Genomic DNA, 16,317 nt, shown 5'->3' with positions numbered 1-16,317 from the left:
TCCGGAACCCCCGCGAGCCCGCTCGCACGGCCGGCGATGTCGGAAGCCTCGGGCAGGATGCTCCCGTGACCACCTGGCGCGACCTCCTCCCCGGGGGCAAGCCGGCCGCCTACGAGCCGCTCGCCCTCGGCGTCGAGCTGCGCCAGCGCGAGGCCTACGACCCCGCGCGGTGGGAGGCGCGGGCGGTGGTGCCGGTGACCCCGCGCATGCTCGCGCGCCGCCGCGACGATCTGCAGCTCGTCGCGCGTCCCCTCGTGCGAGGCGCGCGCGAGGCGTGGATCCGAGCGGATGCCACGTGGGATGCCGTGCGTCGATCCACCACGCGCTTCGACCCCGCGCACGTGCGGTGGTTCGCCGAGCTCCACGCCCTCTCTCAGGCCCTTCGCACCGCCGGACCGTTCGCTCCCTCCGGCGACACGATCGCCCTCGATGCCGTCGACTCGCCCCTGCTGTGGCCGCACCTGGCGGCGGCCGAGGGGCTTGGCATCCGGATCGTCGCGATGCACGCGCAGCAGACGGTGCGCCTCGCACGCACGGCGACGGCGCGCGTGGCGCTCGACGCGGTCGGCGGGGGAGCGCTGCGCGTCTCGGCCGATCTCGAGATCGACGGGCGTCCCGTGGATGCCGCGCATGCCCGCGCCGTGGGCACATCGGGGGTCTTCGCGTTCGAGGTCGACTGCGACCCCGTGCCGATCGTCCTCGCGGCCGTCGACCTTCCGTCGCCGCTCCCCGCGCTGATCGGCGGCAGGGTCGTCGATGTCGCCGCCGCCGAAGCGACGGAGTTCGTGGCCGAGATGTATCCGCGCCTCGCCCTCCGCGCCCCGCTCTCGGTCGGCGCCGGAGTGCCGCCCCCGCCGCCGGCGCGCCCGACGCTGACCGTGGAGGTCTCGTACCTCGACGACGACGCCGTGCAGTACCGGCTCGACTGGGTGTATCCGGGCGGCTTCCGAACCGTGTACGACGACCAGAGCGAGAACGTCGAGCGCGACGCGCGCGCCGAGGCGCAGATCGGCGAGCGGTTCGAGACGGCGTGGATGGCGGCATCCGACCTGCCCCTGATGCCGAAGGCTCTCCTGCGCGACGCGGACGCCGCGGTCTTCGGTTCCCGCGTGCTGCCCGCTCTCGACGTGGTCGACGAGGTGCGGGTGCGCACTCGGGGCACGCAGCCGACCTTCCGCGAGCTGCGGGGGGATCCGTCCCTGCGCATCACCGCGGTGGAGTCACTCGACCGCGACTGGCTCGACCTCGGCATCGTCGTGACGATCGACGGCCGTCTCATCCCCTTCGGCGTGCTCTTCAGCGCCCTCTCACGGGGGCGCACGCGCATCAAGCTGTCGGACGGTGCCTGGTTCTCGCTCACGCACCCGGCTCTGCAGAGGCTTCGAGAGCTGCTCGAGGAGGCCGCGGCGCTCGACGAGTGGGAGACCGGGCCGCGCCTGCCCCGCACCCACCTCGCCCTGTGGGCCGAGTTCGAAGACCTCGCCGACCAGTCCGAGGCTGCGGTCGAGTGGCGGCAGCTGGCGCGAGCGCTCCGTGACGTCACCGAGGTACCGCGAGTGTCCACACCGCCCGGATTCCGAGCGGAGTTGCGCCCGTACCAGCGCGAGGGGTTGTCGTGGCTGGCGCTCCTGCACGCCCACCGGCTCGGCGGCATCCTGGCCGACGACATGGGCCTCGGAAAGACGCTGCAGCTGCTCGCGGTCATCGCCCACAGCCGCACCCGCGGCGACGCGCGACCGTGGCTCGTCGTCGCGCCGACGTCGGTGCTGCCGACCTGGCGCGACGAAGCCGCACGTTTCGCCCCCGGCCTGCGGGTCGCGGTCGTCGAGGCGACCGCGGTGCGCCGTGACCGCCTCATCGACGAGATCGCGGCCGACGCCGACGTCGTCGTCGCGTCCTACGGCGTCGTTCGGACGGATGCCGACGAGTTCGCCGCACCGCACTGGTCGGGGGTGGTGCTCGACGAGGCGCAGTTCGTCAAGAATCCGGCGACGCGTATCCATCGCGCGATCGCCGCCCTGCGCACCGACGCGGTGTTCGCGGCCACCGGCACCCCGATCGAGAACGGGCTCGACGATCTGTGGGCCCTCCTCGGGTTGACGGCTCCTGGATTGTTCCCCTCGATCCGACAATTCCGCGAGGACTACACGCGCGCGATCGAGCAGCTGCCGTCGGACGCGCCCACGGCCCTCTCTGCCGCGGCAGCCGGGGAGCATCGCGAGAAGACCCTCGAGCGGCTTCGGCGCCGGGTGCGGCCGTTCCTCCTCCGCCGCACCAAGGACGTGGTGGCATCCGATCTCCCGCCGAAGCAGGAGCAGGAGATCGCCGTGCCGCTCGGCCCGGCCCACCGCGCGCTGTACGACCGCGTGCTGCAGCGCGAGCGTCAGAAAGTGCTCGGGCTGCTCGACGACCTCGATCGGCAGCGCTTCATCGTGTTCCGTTCGCTGACGCTGCTGCGCATGCTCGCGCTCGCCCCCGGTCTCGTCGACGATCGCGACGCGCACCTGGGATCGGCGAAGCTCGACGTGCTGCTCGAGCGACTCGTCGAGGTCGCCGCGGAGGGGCACCGCGCGCTCGTCTTCAGCCAGTTCACGTCCTTCCTCGACATGGCCGCCGAGAGATTGGATGCCGCGGGCCTCGCCTACGCTTACCTCGACGGGAGCACCGCCCGGCGCGGTGACGTGGTCGCGGGCTTCCGCGCGGGGGAGGCGCCCGTGTTCCTCATCAGTCTGAAGGCCGGCGGCTTCGGCCTGACCTTGACCGAGGCCGAGTACGTTTTCGTGCTCGACCCGTGGTGGAACCCCGCGGCCGAGGCGCAGGCGATCGACCGCGCGCACCGCATCGGCCAGGACAAGAGCGTGTTCGTCTACCGGCTGATCGCGGCCGGCACGATCGAAGAGAAGGTGCTCGCCCTCCAGCGCCGGAAGGCCGCACTGTTCGACACGGTCATCGACGAGGGGGAGGCGTTCGCCGCTTCCCTCGACGCGTCGGACATCCGGGGGCTGCTGGGGCCGTGAGACGAGCGCACCGAACAGACGCGATGCGGCGCCGCGCGCACCGCTGACCCGCGATCGATCCGCGGCGGCGAGTCCGCGGCATCCATTGGTCGCTCGAACCGCCGCGACTCCCCACGGCCTTCCAGCCGGCCCCGCGTAGACTCGTCAGGTTCCGTCCACGACACAGGAGCGACATGAGAATCACCGGCCTCGGCCACGCGGGAATGTTCATCGAGACGGCGGGCGGCAGCATCCTCTGCGACCCCGTCATCGGTCCGAGCTTCTTCGGCTCGTGGTTCCCGTTCCCTGACAACCGCGCGCTCGACTGGGAGCGGTTCGGCAAAGCGGACTTCCTGTACATCTCGCACCGCCACCGCGACCACTTCGACCCCGCGATGCTCGAGCGTTACGTGCCGAAGGACGTCAAGGTGCTCCTTCCCGAGTACCCGACCGACGATCTCGAGCAAGACCTCATCGCCCTCGGCTACACGGACCTCGTTCGCACCGAAGCGGGTGTTCCACTGCAGTTCGGTGACCTGAAGCTCATGGTCACCCCGCTTCGGGCCCCCTCGGACGGCCCGATCGGCGACTCGTCGCTCTCGCTCGACGACGGCACGGCATCCATCCTCAATCAGAACGACTCGCACCCGCTCGACCTCGAGAAGCTATTCGACTTCGGCAAGCCCGACGCGTACTTCACCCAGGTCTCGGGCGCGATCTGGTGGCCCATGGTCTACGACCTGCCGCAGGATGCCAAGCAGAACTTCGCGCAGCTCAAGCGCGACGCGCAGAACAAGCGCGCGATGTACTACATCGAGAAGGTGGATGCCGAGCACGTCTTCCCCATGGCCGGTCCGCCGATGTTCCTGCGCGAGGCGCTGTTCCGCTACAACGGCACGGGCCTCGAGAACGACTCGATCTTCACCGATCAGCGCGAGTTCCTCGCCCACATGAAGGAGCAGCGACCCGATCAGAAGGGGTACCTCTTCCTGCCGGGTACCGAGGTCGAGGTGCAGGGCTCCGATGTCACCGTCACCCAGACGCTGTACACCGACGAAGAGATCGAGCGCATCTTCGGCGACAAGTGGGACTACCTCGCCGAACAGCGCGACAGCCGTCAGGCCGAGATCCAGGCGGAAGAGGCATCCCGTGCCGAGATCATCCCGCCGGCGGAGATGCTCGCGGCCCTGAAGGAGTGGTGGGAGCCGCTGCTGCGCCGCGCCCGCACGATCCGCAACGGCGTGGGCGGGATGGTGCGCTTCCGCATCGGCGAGCTCGACATGGTCGTGGACTTCCCCAAGGCGAAGCTGCGTGAGTATGCGGGGGAGGAGTGCATCTACTGGTACACGATCCCCGCCGACCTCGTGTCGACGAACATCCGCGATCACGAGATCGACTGGTCGAACTCGATCTTCCTGTCGATGCAGTTCGAGGTCGGTCGCTCGGGCAAGTTCAACGAGTTCCTCACGACGTTCCTCAAGTGCCTCTCGCGTGATCGCATCGAGTACGTCGAGAACTGGTACGCCGAGCAGTCCGACCAGACCGAGGATGCCGAGATCGACGGCTGGACCGTGCAGCGTCGCTGCCCGCACCTGCGCGCCGACCTCACCAAGACCGGCAAGATCGAGGACGGCGTGCTGACGTGCTCGCTGCACGACTGGAAGTGGGACCTGGCCTCGGGTCGGTGCCTGACGACGACGGGGCACCCGATCCGCTCTACGCCGAGCGGGGAACGCCGCGCCGCCGAGGCCGCGGAGGTCGCCGCGGGCTGAGTCCCCGGCATCCGTATTCCGCACGTCGCGCTCCGGTGATTGGGCGGCGCCGCGGGCCCGTCGACGCATAAACGCTCTCCGCGCTCGGAAACACGTGCACACCGCGTTTATGGTCGCGAACAGCGTTTATGCGTTTGCATCCGGATGCCGAACCGAACACTCGGCACACACCGGATCCACGCAACACGCGGGCATCCACCCCCTAAGCTGGACGACGAACCACAGCAACCTTTAACCCCGTCCCGTGAGGCGGAGAAGGGAGCAGCGGATGAATACGCGCACCGTCATGCACGATGCCGACATCGCCCGCGCTTTGACGCGCATCTCGCACGAGATCCTGGAGTCCAACAAGGGACCGGAAGGACTCGTCCTCCTCGGCATCCCGACCCGCGGCGTCACGCTCGCGAACAGGATCGGCCCGCTGGTCAGCGACTTCGGGGGAGCGCCCGTTACGGTCGGCTCGCTCGACGTGACGATGTACCGCGACGATCTGCACCGCAACCCCACGCGGGCACCGCGCAAGACCGAGATCCCCGCGGGCGGCATCGACGGCAAGACCGTGGTGCTGGTCGACGACGTGCTGTTCTCGGGTCGCAGCATCCGCGCCGCCCTCGACGCCCTGCAGGACATCGGGCGCCCCGCAGCGGTGCGGCTCGCGACGCTCATCGACCGCGGCCACCGCGAGCTGCCGATCCGCCCCGACTTCGTGGGGAAGAACCTTCCCAGTTCCCGCGACGAGCGCGTCAACGTGCGCCTCGCCGAGATCGACGGCGTCGAGGAGGTGACGATCGAGTCATGAGGCACCTCCTCGACACCCAGCACCTCTCCCGCGCCGACGCCATCGAGATCCTCGACGTCGCCGAGGACATGGCCGACACCCAGCGCCGCGAGGTCAAGAAGCTCCCGACGCTGCGCGGCAAGACCGTGGTCAACCTCTTCTTCGAGGACTCCACGCGCACGCGCATCTCGTTCGAAGCCGCAGCCAAGCGCCTCTCCGCCGACGTCATCAACTTCTCGGCGAAGGGCTCGAGCGTCAGCAAGGGCGAGTCGCTGCAGGACACCGCGCAGACCCTCCAGGCGATGGGGGCGGATGCCGTCGTCATCCGCCACGGAGCCTCCGGTGCCCCGCGCACCCTCGCCACCAGCGGCTGGATCACCGCGGGCGTCGTCAACGCGGGAGACGGCACGCACGAGCACCCGACGCAAGCGCTCCTCGACGCCTTCACGATCCGCAAGCGTCTGTTCGGCGACGACAGCCGCGGCCGCGGGCTCGACGGCATCCGGGTCACGATCGTCGGCGACGTGCTGCACTCGCGCGTCGCCCGGTCGAACGTCTGGCTGCTGCACACGCTCGGGGCGCACGTGACTCTGGTCGCCCCGCCAACCCTCGTTCCGCAGGACGTCCGCGGCTGGCCCATCGAGGTCGATTACGACCTCGATCACGCGATCGCGGCGGGACCCGACGCGCTGATGATGCTCCGCATCCAGCTCGAGCGCATGTCGGCCGCGTATTTCCCCACTGAACGGGAGTATTCGCGCCGCTACGGCCTCGACGCGCGACGCCTGGCAGCCCTGCCGCCCGATAGCATTGTCATGCATCCCGGTCCGATGAACCGGGGTCTGGAGATCTCCGCCGAAGCCGCCGATTCGCCTCGCTCGACGGTGCTCGAGCAGGTCACGAACGGCGTCTCCGTGCGGATGGCCGTGCTGTACCTGCTGCTCGCGGGCGAACGGCCCCACACCGAGAAAGAGGACCTTCGATGAGCCACGCCACCCCCCAGACCCTTCTGGTCCGCGGCGCTCGCGTCGAGGGTCAGGATGCCACCGACCTCCTCGTCCACGACGGGGTCATCGCCGAGACGGGCACCGGCCTGTCGCACGCGGGCGCCACGGTCGTCGACGCCGACGGGCTCATCGCCCTGCCGGGCCTGGTCGACCTGCACGTGCACCTGCGCGAGCCCGGGTTCGAGGCATCCGAGACCGTCCTCACCGGATCCCGCGCCGCGGCGGCCGGCGGCTTCACCACCGTCTTCGCGATGCCCAACACCTCGCCTACCGCTGACACCGCCGGTGTGGTCGAGCAGGAGTTCGCCCTCGGGGAAGCGGCCGGATACGTCCACGTGCAGCCGATCGGTGCCGTCACCGTCGGACAGAAGGGCGAGCGCCTCGCCGAGCTCGGCGCCATGGCCGACTCTCGCGCCCGGGTGCGCGTCTTCAGCGACGACGGTTTCTGCGTCTTCGACCCGCTCATCATGCGCCGGGCACTCGAGTACGTGAAGGCGTTCGACGGCGTCATCGCGCAGCACGCCCAGGACCCGCGGCTCACCGAGGGCGCGCAGATGAACGAAGGCGCCGTCTCGGCGGAGCTGGGCCTCACCGGTTGGCCGGCCGTCGCCGAGGAGTCGATCATCGCCCGCGACGTGCTGCTGGCCGAGCACGTCGGCTCGCGCCTGCACGTCTGCCACCTGAGTACGGCGGGCTCGGTCGACATCATCCGCTGGGCCAAGAAGCGCGGCGTCAACGTCACCGCGGAGGTCACCCCGCATCACCTGCTGCTGACCGACGAACTCGTGCGCGACTACGACGCGCGCTTCAAGGTCAACCCGCCGCTGCGCCGCGAGGAAGACGTGATGGCCGTGCGCGAGGGTCTCGCCGACGGCACGATCGACATCGTCGCCACCGACCACGCCCCGCACCCCGCCGAGGCGAAGGCGTGCGAGTGGTCGGCTGCGGCGAACGGCATGGTGGGCCTCGAGAGCGCTCTCCGGGTCGTGCAGCAGGCGATGGTCGACACCGGCCTGCTCGGCTGGGGAGATGTCGCCCGGGTGATGTCGAAGGCCCCGGCGCGGATCGGCCGTCTGGACGGACACGGCACACCCCTCGCCGCCGGACAGCCGGCGTCGTTCACCCTGTACGACCCGCGCCCCTCACGCGCGTTCTCGGTGACCGACCTGCGCGGTCGCAGCAAGAACTCGCCGTACCTCGGGCGGGAACTGCCGGGAGAGGTGCGCTGGACCGTGCGTTCCGGCATCCCGACCGTCGCCGACGGTGCGCTGCTCGAGACGCCCGGGGTCCTCGCGTGACCCGCGAGGGCGCCCTCCTCGTGATGGCGGGCGTGGCCGTGGTCGCGCTCGGTGTCCTCGCGTGGGCGTGGTGGCGACGAACGCGGCGCGATGCACGCTACTCCGCTCCGGTGGGGGAGCTGCCCGCGGACGCCGTCGAGACGGCGGTGTTCCCGGGGCTCTACGTCGCCACGACCCGTCACGACGAGCCGCTCGAGCGTCTCGCGGTCAAGGGTCTCGGCTTCCGCTCCCGCGTCGACGTCACCGTCACGACGGCCGGCGTCGCCCTCGACCTCCCGGGCCAGCCTCGCATCGCGCTCACCCGCGACCGCCTGATCGACGCGAACCAGGCGACCGTCGCCATCGACCGTGTGGTCGAGCGCGACGGCCTGACCCGCGTCGCCTGGCGCATCGACGACGACACCGTCGTCGACACCTACCTCCGACCTCAGGATGCCTCGGCGAAAGCCCTCGCCGACGCCATCCGTCCGCTCATCACCACGACAGGAAGCGACGCATGACCGCCCTGATCCCTTCCGCGCGCCTGACGCGCGACCCGGCCGTCCTCGTGCTCGAAGACGGCACCCGTTACACCGGCCGCGCGTACGGTGCGCGCGGCGAGACTCTCGGCGAGGTCGTCTTCGCCACGGGCATGACCGGCTACCAGGAGACGATCACCGACCCCTCGTACGCGGGTCAGATCGTGCTGCAGACCGCCCCGCACATCGGCAACACCGGAGTGAACGACGAAGACCCCGAGTCGCGGCGCATCTGGGTCGCCGGTTACGTCGTGCGCGACCCCTCGCGCATGGTGTCGAACTGGCGCGCCAACCGCTCGCTCGACGACGCGCTCGTCGAAGACGGGATCGTCGGCATCTCGGGCATCGACACCCGCGCCGTGACCCGTCGGATCCGCTCCTCGGGCAGCATGCGCGGCGGCGTCTTCTCGGGCGAGGCCGCGAGCCTCGACGCCGAGGAGCAGCTGCGCCGCGTCCGCGAGGCCCCCGGGATGGCCGGCCGCAACCTGTCCGCCGAGGTCTCGGTGACCGAGGTCGAGGTGACCCCGGCCACGGCCGAGCGCATCGGCAACCTCGCTGTGCTCGACCTCGGAGTGAAGAAGTCCACGATCGACAATCTCGCCGCCCGTGGCTTCGACGTGCACGTCTTCCCGCAGTCGGCGACGATCGACGAGATCCGCGCGATCGAGCCCGTCGCCGCGTTCTACTCGAACGGTCCGGGTGACCCCGCGGCATCCGATCAGCACGTCGAACTGCTGCGCGAGGTCCTGAGCGACGGCCTGCCGTTCTTCGGCATCTGCTTCGGCAACCAGCTGCTCGGTCGCGCCCTCGGCTTCGGCACGTACAAGCTGCCGTTCGGACACCGCGGCATCAACCAGCCCGTGCTCGACAAGACCACCGGCCGCGTCGAGATCACTTCGCAGAACCACGGCTTCGCGGTCGACGCGCCCCTCGACCAGGTCGTCGACAGCCCCAACGGCTTCGGCCGCGTCGAGGTGAGCCACATCGGCCTCAACGACAACGTCGTCGAGGGACTGCGCGCCCTCGACATCCCCGCGTTCAGCGTGCAGTACCACCCCGAGGCAGCCTCGGGTCCGCACGACGCCAACTACCTGTTCGACCGCTTCCGCGAGATGGTTCTCGCCACCGTTCAGACCAACACGGAGACCACCAAGAATGCCTAAGCGCGACGACATCACCTCCGTCCTCGTCATCGGCTCCGGCCCGATCGTCATCGGTCAGGCCTGCGAGTTCGACTACTCCGGCACCCAGGCCTGCCGCGTCCTGCGCGAAGAGGGGGTGCGCGTCATCCTCGTGAACTCCAACCCGGCGACGATCATGACCGACCCCGACTTCGCAGACGCGACCTACATCGAGCCGATCACCCCCGAGGTGATCGAGTCGATCATCGCGAAAGAGAAGCCGGATGCCGTCCTCCCCACCCTCGGTGGTCAGACTGCGCTGAACGCGGCGATCCAGCTCCACAAGCGCGGCATCCTCGAGAAGTACGACGTCGAACTCATCGGCGCCGACTTCGACGCGATCAACCGCGGCGAGGACCGCCAGATCTTCAAGGAGCTCGTGATCGAGGCGGGCGCCGACGTCGCGGCATCCGTGATCTGCCACTCGATGGACGAGCTCCTCGCCGGCGCCGAGAAGCTCGGCTACCCGCTGGTCGTCCGCCCGTCCTTCACCATGGGCGGCCTCGGCTCGGGCTTCGCGTACGACGAGGAAGACCTCCGCCGCATCGGCGGCGCGGGCCTGCACGACTCGCCGACCAACGAGGTGCTGCTCGAGGAGTCGATCCTCGGGTGGAAGGAGTACGAGCTCGAGCTCATGCGCGACACCGCCGACAACACGGTCGTCGTCTGCTCGATCGAGAACGTCGACCCCGTCGGCGTGCACACCGGCGACTCGATCACGGTGGCGCCCGCGCTCACCCTGACCGACCGCGAGTACCAGCGCCTGCGCGACATCGGCATCGACATCATCCGCGCGGTGGGCGTCGACACCGGTGGCTGCAACATCCAGTTCGCCGTCGACCCCAAGACCGGTCGCATCATCGTCATCGAGATGAACCCGCGCGTCTCGCGCTCGTCGGCGCTGGCGTCGAAGGCCACGGGCTTCCCGATCGCCAAGATCGCGGCGAAGCTCGCGATCGGCTACCGGCTGGATGAGATCCCCAACGACATCACCAAGGTGACCCCGGCGAGCTTCGAGCCCACGCTCGACTACGTCGTGGTGAAGGTTCCGCGCTTCAACTTCGAGAAGTTCCCCGCCGCCGACACCACGCTCACCACGACCATGAAGTCGGTCGGCGAGGCCATGGCGATCGGCCGCAACTACACCACGGCCCTGCAGAAGGCGCTGCGGTCGCTCGAGAAGCGCGGGTCGAGCTTCCACTGGGGCGAGGAGTCGCGCTCGGTCGAGGAACTGCTCGAGATCGCGAAGACCCCGACCGACGGCCGCATCGTCGTGCTGCAGCAGGCGCTGCGCAAGGGCGCGACGCCCGAGCAGGCGTTCGACGCGACGGCGATCGACCCGTGGTTCATCGACCAAATGGTGCTGATCAACGAGGTCGCCGAGTTCATCGCGCAGGCCGACGAATTGGATGCCGACACCCTCCGCATCGCGAAGGAGCACGGTTTCAGCGACGCGCAGATCGCGCAGATCCGCGGGCTCGACGAGGCCGAGGTGCGTGAGACCCGCTACGCGCTCGACGTGCGCCCGGTCTACAAGACCGTCGACACGTGCGCGGGGGAGTTCCCGGCCCTGACGCCGTACCACTACTCGTCTTACGACGCCGAGACCGAGGTCACCCCCTCCGACCGCACGAAGGTCGTCATCATCGGCTCGGGCCCGAACCGCATCGGTCAGGGCGTCGAGTTCGACTACTCGTGCGTGCACGCCTCGTTCGCGCTGTCGGACGCCGGGTACGAGACCGTCATGGTGAACTGCAACCCCGAGACCGTGTCGACCGACTACGACACCAGCGACCGCCTCTACTTCGAGCCGCTGACGCTCGAGGACGTGCTCGAGGTGCTCCACGCCGAGTCGCAGTCCGGCACGATCCTCGGCGTCGTCTGCCAGCTCGGCGGTCAGACGCCGCTGGGCCTTGCGAAGGGCATCGAGGCCGCGGGCTACACGATCCTCGGCACGAGCCCCGAGGCGATCGACCTCGCCGAGGAGCGCGAGCTGTTCTCGCGTCTGCTCGACGACGCCGGTCTCGTCGCCCCGCGCAACGGCACCGCGATCGACGTCGAGGGCGCCGTCACCGTGGCCGAGGAGATCGGCTACCCCGTGCTGGTGCGCCCGAGCTTCGTGCTCGGCGGTCGCGGCATGGAGATCGTCTACTCGACCGAGGCGCTGCGCGACTACTTCGTGCGCGTCGCCGACCAGGCGATCATCGGCCCCGGCCTGCCGCTCCTTGTCGACCGCTTCCTCGACGACGCGATCGAGCTCGACGTCGACGCCCTATTCGACGGCACCGACCTGTACATCGGCGGCGTCATGGAGCACCTCGAAGAGGCCGGCATCCACTCCGGTGACTCGTCCTGCACCCTGCCGCCGGTGTCACTCGGTCGCACCGAGGTCGACCGCGTCCGCGAGGCGACGCTCGCGATCGCGAAGGGCGTCGGCGTCCGCGGCCTGCTCAACGTGCAGTTCGCGATCTCGGCGGGCGTGCTTTACGTCATCGAGGCGAACCCCCGCGCGAGCCGCACGGTCCCGTTCGTGTCGAAGGCGCTCGGCATCCCGCTCGCCAAGGCCGCCAGCCGCATCATGGCCGGCAACACCATCGCCGAGCTGATCGCCGAGGGGCTGCTGCCCGAGCAGGATGGCTCCCGCGTCCCGCTGGACGCGCCGGTCGCCGTCAAGGAGGCCGTGCTGCCGTTCAAGCGGTTCCGCACCGCCGACGGTCGCACGGTCGACAGCGTGCTCGGGCCCGAGATGCGCTCGACCGGCGAGGTCATGGGCATCGACCGCGATTTCCCGACCGCGTTCGCGAAGAGCCAGGAAGCCGCGTACGGCGGGATGCCGACCTCGGGGACCGTGTTCATCTCGGTCGCCGATGCCGACAAGCGCGCCGTGATCCTGCCCGCCCACCGGCTGCAGGAACTCGGTTTCTCGCTCATGGCCACCGAGGGCACGGCCGAGATCCTCGCCCGTAACGGCATCCGGGTCCAGGTCGTGGAGAAGTACTCCGAGACGCAGGGGTCGGACCAGCAGAATGTCGTCGACCTCATCAACGCGGGGGAGATCGACATGATCGTCAACACCCCCAGCGGTGGTACGGCCCGCGCCGACGGATACGAGATCCGCGCGGCCGCCGTCGCCGCCGACAAGGCGCTGTTCACCACGATGGCCGTGCTCGGTGCCGCGGTGAGCGCTCTCGGTGCCATGAAGGACGGCTTCGGGGTGCGCAGTCTCCAGGAGTACGCGACCGACCGCGCGGGTCGCCTGTGAGCGAGTCGTTCGGTCAGCGGCTCAGCGCCGCACTGTCGACCCACGGCGCCCTGTGCGTCGGCATCGACCCCCACGCCGCGCTCCTGTCGGCGTGGGGGCTGGATGCCACGGCATCCGGTGCCCGTGAATTCGGCCTGCGGGTGGTCGAGGCCGCCCGCGGCCGGGTCGGGGTCGTGAAGCCGCAGGTGGCGTTCTACGAGCGCTACGGCTCTCGCGGGTTCGCCGCGCTCGAAGACGTGATGGCCGCCGCCCGTGACGCGGGCCTGCTGATCATCGCCGACGCCAAGCGCGGCGACATCGGCACGACCATGGAGGGCTACGCCCACGCGTGGCTCGAGCCCGGTTCTCCCCTCGAAGCGGATGCCGTGACCCTGTCGCCCTACATGGGTGCCGACTCGCTGCACGACACGCTGTCGTTGGCGATCCGCCACGGCAAGGGTGCGTTCGTCCTGACGGCGACGAGCAACCCCGAGGCACGCGCCCTCCAGAGCGCGATCGTCGACGACGCCCTCGCCGTGGGCGACCACGAACACGTCGCCGCGCGCGTCGCGCACGACGTGAACGAGGCGAACATCGGCGCACCCGGTGCCCTCGGTTCGATCGGCGTCGTGGTCGGAGCGACCGTCGACCGGACGGCCTTCGGCCTGGGCGACGTGGCACTGGCGGGGATGCCGATCCTCGCCCCCGGCTTCGGCGCACAGGGCGCTGAGCCGGCCGACCTGGGCCGGCTGTTCGGGTACGTCGCGTCGGCGGTCGTCGCGAACGAGAGCCGCAGCGTCATCGCGGTGGGACCTGATCGACTCGCCGCCCGCATCGAGGAGCGCGCCGCGCTATATCAGGGGGTGTCCCGTGGCTGAGTCCCGTCGTCCGCCCGAGGTGGATCGCGCCGCGGCCTCTCGCCGTGCGGTCGCCGCCCGTCGCGAGCGGGCAGCGCTCAAGCGCGACGTGTCGACACGCGTCATCAGCCCGCAGGAGCTGCTACGCCGCGGTCTCGAAGACCCGTCGTCGGCTGCGGGTGCGATGCGCGTGACAGAGTTCCTGACCGCGATCCCCGCGATCGGCGAGAACAAGCGCGACCGGATCCTCGATTCGCTCGGCATCTCTCCGGTCAAGCGCCTCGGCGGGCTGGGGTCGCGTCAGCGCGACGCGCTCCGGGACTACCTCGACAGCCGGTGGCCCGAGCCAGGCCCTCGCGCCGGCCGGAGTCGGTTGATCGTGCTGGCCGGTCCCACCGCCGTGGGCAAGGGAACCGTCGCGGCCTACATCAAAGACCACCATCCCGAGATCCACCTGTCCGTCTCGGCGACCACGCGGGCTCCGCGTCCCGGAGAGGTCGAGGGCGAGCACTACTACTTCGTCGACGACGCCGAGTTCGACCGTCTGGTCGCCACCGATGCGCTGCTCGAGTGGGCGACCGTCCACAACCGCCACCGCTACGGAACGCCGCGTGAGCCGATCGAGCGCGTGCTTGCGGCGGGCGGAACGGCCCTGCTCGAGATCGATCTGCAGGGGGCGCGTCAGGTGCGCGCCGCCGAACCGTCCGCGACGCTCGTCTTCCTTCTCCCGCCGAGCTGGGACGAACTCGTCCAGCGCCTCGTCGGACGAGGGACCGAGGATGCCGAGGAGCGGGCGCGGCGACTGCGCACGGCGCGCGTCGAGCTGGCGGCGCAGAACGAGTTCGACTACCGCGTCGTGAACGACGACGTCGCCCGCGCGGCCGCCGAGGTCGTGGCGCTCGCTGCGCCGCGGCGCTGACGCAACGTGCTCCCCAGTTTGGGGCGCGCTTTTTCGCTTGGGGCGCGGAATTCTGCGCCCCAAACCGATAATCCCGCCCCAAACGCCGCGCCGAACGCCGCCACCGCGCTCGCTTCGCGCGGTCTGCGCGGGCGTCGGATAGAATGACAGGATGCTTCGGCGCGTCGCGCGCCGCATCCACCCATCCCGCCGAACCAGGAGGTTCCCCATGGCCGGACGTAACCAGGGCATCATCGACCCGCCCATCGACGCGCTGCTCGACAAGGTTGACTCGAAGTACCAGCTCGTGATCTACGCATCCAAGCGGGCGCGTCAGATCAACGACTACTACTCCGACCTGCACGAGGGAAACCTCTTCGACAACGTCGGCCCCCTCGTCGACTCCACGGTCGAAGACAAGCCGCTCACCATCGCGCTGCACGAGATCCACGAAGACAAGCTGCGTCTGCGCGCTGCGGAGTAATCCACAGCAACAGCGCACACGTGATCTGTTCACAGATGTGACGATGCCCCGGGCGGCTCACCGCCGCCCGGGGCATACTTGTGCCCGTTCCCCCTCGCTCACCCCGCTCGCTCACCCCACGGAGTCGTCTTGACCGACCTGCGCCTGTTCACGTCCGAGTCCGTCACCGAAGGACACCCCGACAAGATCTGCGACCAGATCTCGGACAGCATCCTCGATGCGATCCTGACCGACGACCCGACGGGGCGCGTCGCGGTCGAGACGCTCGTCACCACGGGTCTCGTCCACGTCGCCGGAGAGGTGTCGACGAGCGCTTACGTCGAGATCCCGGCGATCGTGCGCGACGTGGTCACCCGCATCGGCTACACGTCGAGCGAAACGGGCTTCGACGGCGACTCGTGCGGCGTGTCCATTTCGATCGGGGCGCAGTCCTCCGACATCGCCGCGGGCGTCAACAAGGCCTTCGAGCAGCGTGAGCGCGGCTCGGTCGATCCTCGCGATCTCCAGGGCGCGGGCGACCAGGGCATCATGTTCGGCTTCGCGACCAACGAGACGCCGCAGCTCATGCCGATGGCGGCGTGGACCGCGCACCGCATCGCCGAGCGCCTGGCATCCGTCCGCAAGAACGGCACGCTGCCGTTCCTTCGCCCCGACGGCAAGACCCAGGTGACGCTCGGCTACGAGGGCCACACGCCGCGCACCGTCGACTCCGTCGTCCTCTCGACCCAGCACCACCCCGACATCTCGCAGGAAGACCTGCGGGCGCAGGTCCAGGCCGAGGTCATCGACCCGGTGCTCGCCGAGACGGGGCTCGAGCTGCCCGATGTGAAGTACTACATCAACCCGGCGGGTCCCTTCGTCATCGGCGGGCCCAAGGGCGACGCCGGGCTCACCGGGCGCAAGATCATCATCGACACCTACGGCGGCGCCTCCCGTCACGGCGGCGGCGCGTTCAGCGGCAAAGACCCGTCCAAGGTCGACCGTTCGGCCGCCTACGCCATGCGGTGGGTCGCGAAGAACGCCGTCGCGGCGGGGCTCGCCGACCGCCTCGAGGTGCAGATCGCCTACGCGATCGGCAAGGCCAACCCCGTGGGCCTCTACGTGGAGTCGTTCGGCACCGCTCACGTGGACGATGAGGTGATCGTCCGCGCGATCCGCGATGTGTTCGACCTGCGTCCGAAGGCGATCGTGGAGCAGCTCGACCTGCTCCGCCCGATCTACGCGCAGACGGCGACGTACGGCCACTTCGGCCGCGAGCTGCCCGACTTCACCTGGGAGCGCACAGAC

At 69.8% G+C, this 16,317-nt stretch carries 12 protein-coding genes; all 12 read left to right on the top strand.

The window, feature by feature from the left end; translation table 11 throughout:
- The first annotated feature begins 65 nt into the window (after nucleotides 1-65).
- Nucleotides 66-3,017 (top strand): DEAD/DEAH box helicase, encoded by a 2,952-nt coding sequence (locus tag P2P98_RS15690; RefSeq protein WP_275801091.1) that lies wholly within the window; start codon nucleotides 66-68, stop codon nucleotides 3,015-3,017.
- 173 nt (nucleotides 3,018-3,190) lie between these two features.
- Nucleotides 3,191-4,768: an MBL fold metallo-hydrolase gene (locus P2P98_RS15685; RefSeq protein ID WP_275801089.1), complete on the top strand. Its 1,578-nt coding sequence runs from the start codon at nucleotides 3,191-3,193 to the stop codon at nucleotides 4,766-4,768.
- 268 nt (nucleotides 4,769-5,036) lie between these two features.
- Nucleotides 5,037-5,567, top strand: a complete 531-nt coding sequence (gene pyrR, locus P2P98_RS15680; protein WP_275801087.1) for a bifunctional pyr operon transcriptional regulator/uracil phosphoribosyltransferase PyrR — start codon at nucleotides 5,037-5,039, stop codon at nucleotides 5,565-5,567.
- Nucleotides 5,564-6,532, top strand: a complete 969-nt coding sequence (locus P2P98_RS15675; protein ID WP_275801085.1) for an aspartate carbamoyltransferase catalytic subunit — start codon at nucleotides 5,564-5,566, stop codon at nucleotides 6,530-6,532. The genes pyrR and P2P98_RS15675 overlap by 4 nt, the downstream gene beginning before the upstream one ends.
- On the top strand, nucleotides 6,529-7,851 hold the full coding sequence (locus P2P98_RS15670; RefSeq protein WP_275801082.1) for a dihydroorotase: 1,323 nt from the start codon (nucleotides 6,529-6,531) through the stop codon (nucleotides 7,849-7,851). Before P2P98_RS15675 ends, P2P98_RS15670 begins: the two co-directional genes overlap by 4 nt.
- Entirely contained in the window at nucleotides 7,848-8,351 is a 504-nt protein-coding gene (locus P2P98_RS15665; RefSeq protein ID WP_058614723.1) for a hypothetical protein, read from the top strand. Before P2P98_RS15670 ends, P2P98_RS15665 begins: the two co-directional genes overlap by 4 nt.
- The gene (gene carA / locus P2P98_RS15660; RefSeq protein WP_275801081.1) at nucleotides 8,348-9,532 is read left to right on the top strand and encodes a glutamine-hydrolyzing carbamoyl-phosphate synthase small subunit; all 1,185 of its coding nucleotides are present in this window, start codon (nucleotides 8,348-8,350) and stop codon (nucleotides 9,530-9,532) included. Before P2P98_RS15665 ends, carA begins: the two co-directional genes overlap by 4 nt.
- The gene (carB, locus tag P2P98_RS15655) at nucleotides 9,525-12,812 is read left to right on the top strand and encodes a carbamoyl-phosphate synthase large subunit (protein WP_275801080.1); all 3,288 of its coding nucleotides are present in this window, start codon (nucleotides 9,525-9,527) and stop codon (nucleotides 12,810-12,812) included. Before carA ends, carB begins: the two co-directional genes overlap by 8 nt.
- Nucleotides 12,809-13,669 (top strand): orotidine-5'-phosphate decarboxylase, encoded by an 861-nt coding sequence (gene pyrF / locus P2P98_RS15650; RefSeq protein ID WP_275801079.1) that lies wholly within the window; start codon nucleotides 12,809-12,811, stop codon nucleotides 13,667-13,669. Before carB ends, pyrF begins: the two co-directional genes overlap by 4 nt.
- Nucleotides 13,662-14,567 carry a guanylate kinase gene (gene gmk / locus P2P98_RS15645; protein ID WP_275801078.1) on the top strand — a complete coding sequence of 302 codons (906 nt, stop codon included), beginning with the start codon at nucleotides 13,662-13,664 and terminating at the stop codon, nucleotides 14,565-14,567. The genes pyrF and gmk overlap by 8 nt, the downstream gene beginning before the upstream one ends.
- A gap of 208 nt (nucleotides 14,568-14,775) precedes the next feature.
- Nucleotides 14,776-15,030: a DNA-directed RNA polymerase subunit omega gene (rpoZ, locus tag P2P98_RS15640; protein WP_013586629.1), complete on the top strand. Its 255-nt coding sequence runs from the start codon at nucleotides 14,776-14,778 to the stop codon at nucleotides 15,028-15,030.
- 129 nt (nucleotides 15,031-15,159) lie between these two features.
- Nucleotides 15,160-16,317 (top strand): methionine adenosyltransferase (gene metK, locus P2P98_RS15635; protein WP_275801077.1); only part of this gene is annotated, 1,158 nt, incomplete at its 3' end.

The sequence above is a fragment of the Microbacterium sp. Kw_RZR3 genome (assembly GCF_029222405.1).
Classification (GTDB): domain Bacteria; phylum Actinomycetota; class Actinomycetes; order Actinomycetales; family Microbacteriaceae; genus Microbacterium.
The sequence above is the reverse complement of the archived record's forward strand: the minus strand, read 5'-3'. Positions and strand labels throughout refer to the sequence as shown.

Bases quoted from the DNA above. Each gene is read 5' to 3' on its own strand.
- P2P98_RS15685 (WP_275801089.1), top strand. From the start codon at position 3,191: ATGAGAATCACCGGCCTCGGCCACGCGGGAATGTTCATCGAGACGGCG.
- pyrR (WP_275801087.1), top strand. From the start codon at position 5,037: ATGAATACGCGCACCGTCATGCACGATGCCGACATCGCCCGCGCTTTG.
- P2P98_RS15675 (WP_275801085.1), top strand. From the start codon at position 5,564: ATGAGGCACCTCCTCGACACCCAGCACCTCTCCCGCGCCGACGCCATC.
- P2P98_RS15670 (WP_275801082.1), top strand. From the start codon at position 6,529: ATGAGCCACGCCACCCCCCAGACCCTTCTGGTCCGCGGCGCTCGCGTC.
- carA (WP_275801081.1), top strand. From the start codon at position 8,348: ATGACCGCCCTGATCCCTTCCGCGCGCCTGACGCGCGACCCGGCCGTC.
- carB (WP_275801080.1), top strand. From the start codon at position 9,525: ATGCCTAAGCGCGACGACATCACCTCCGTCCTCGTCATCGGCTCCGGC.
- rpoZ (WP_013586629.1), top strand. From the start codon at position 14,776: ATGGCCGGACGTAACCAGGGCATCATCGACCCGCCCATCGACGCGCTG.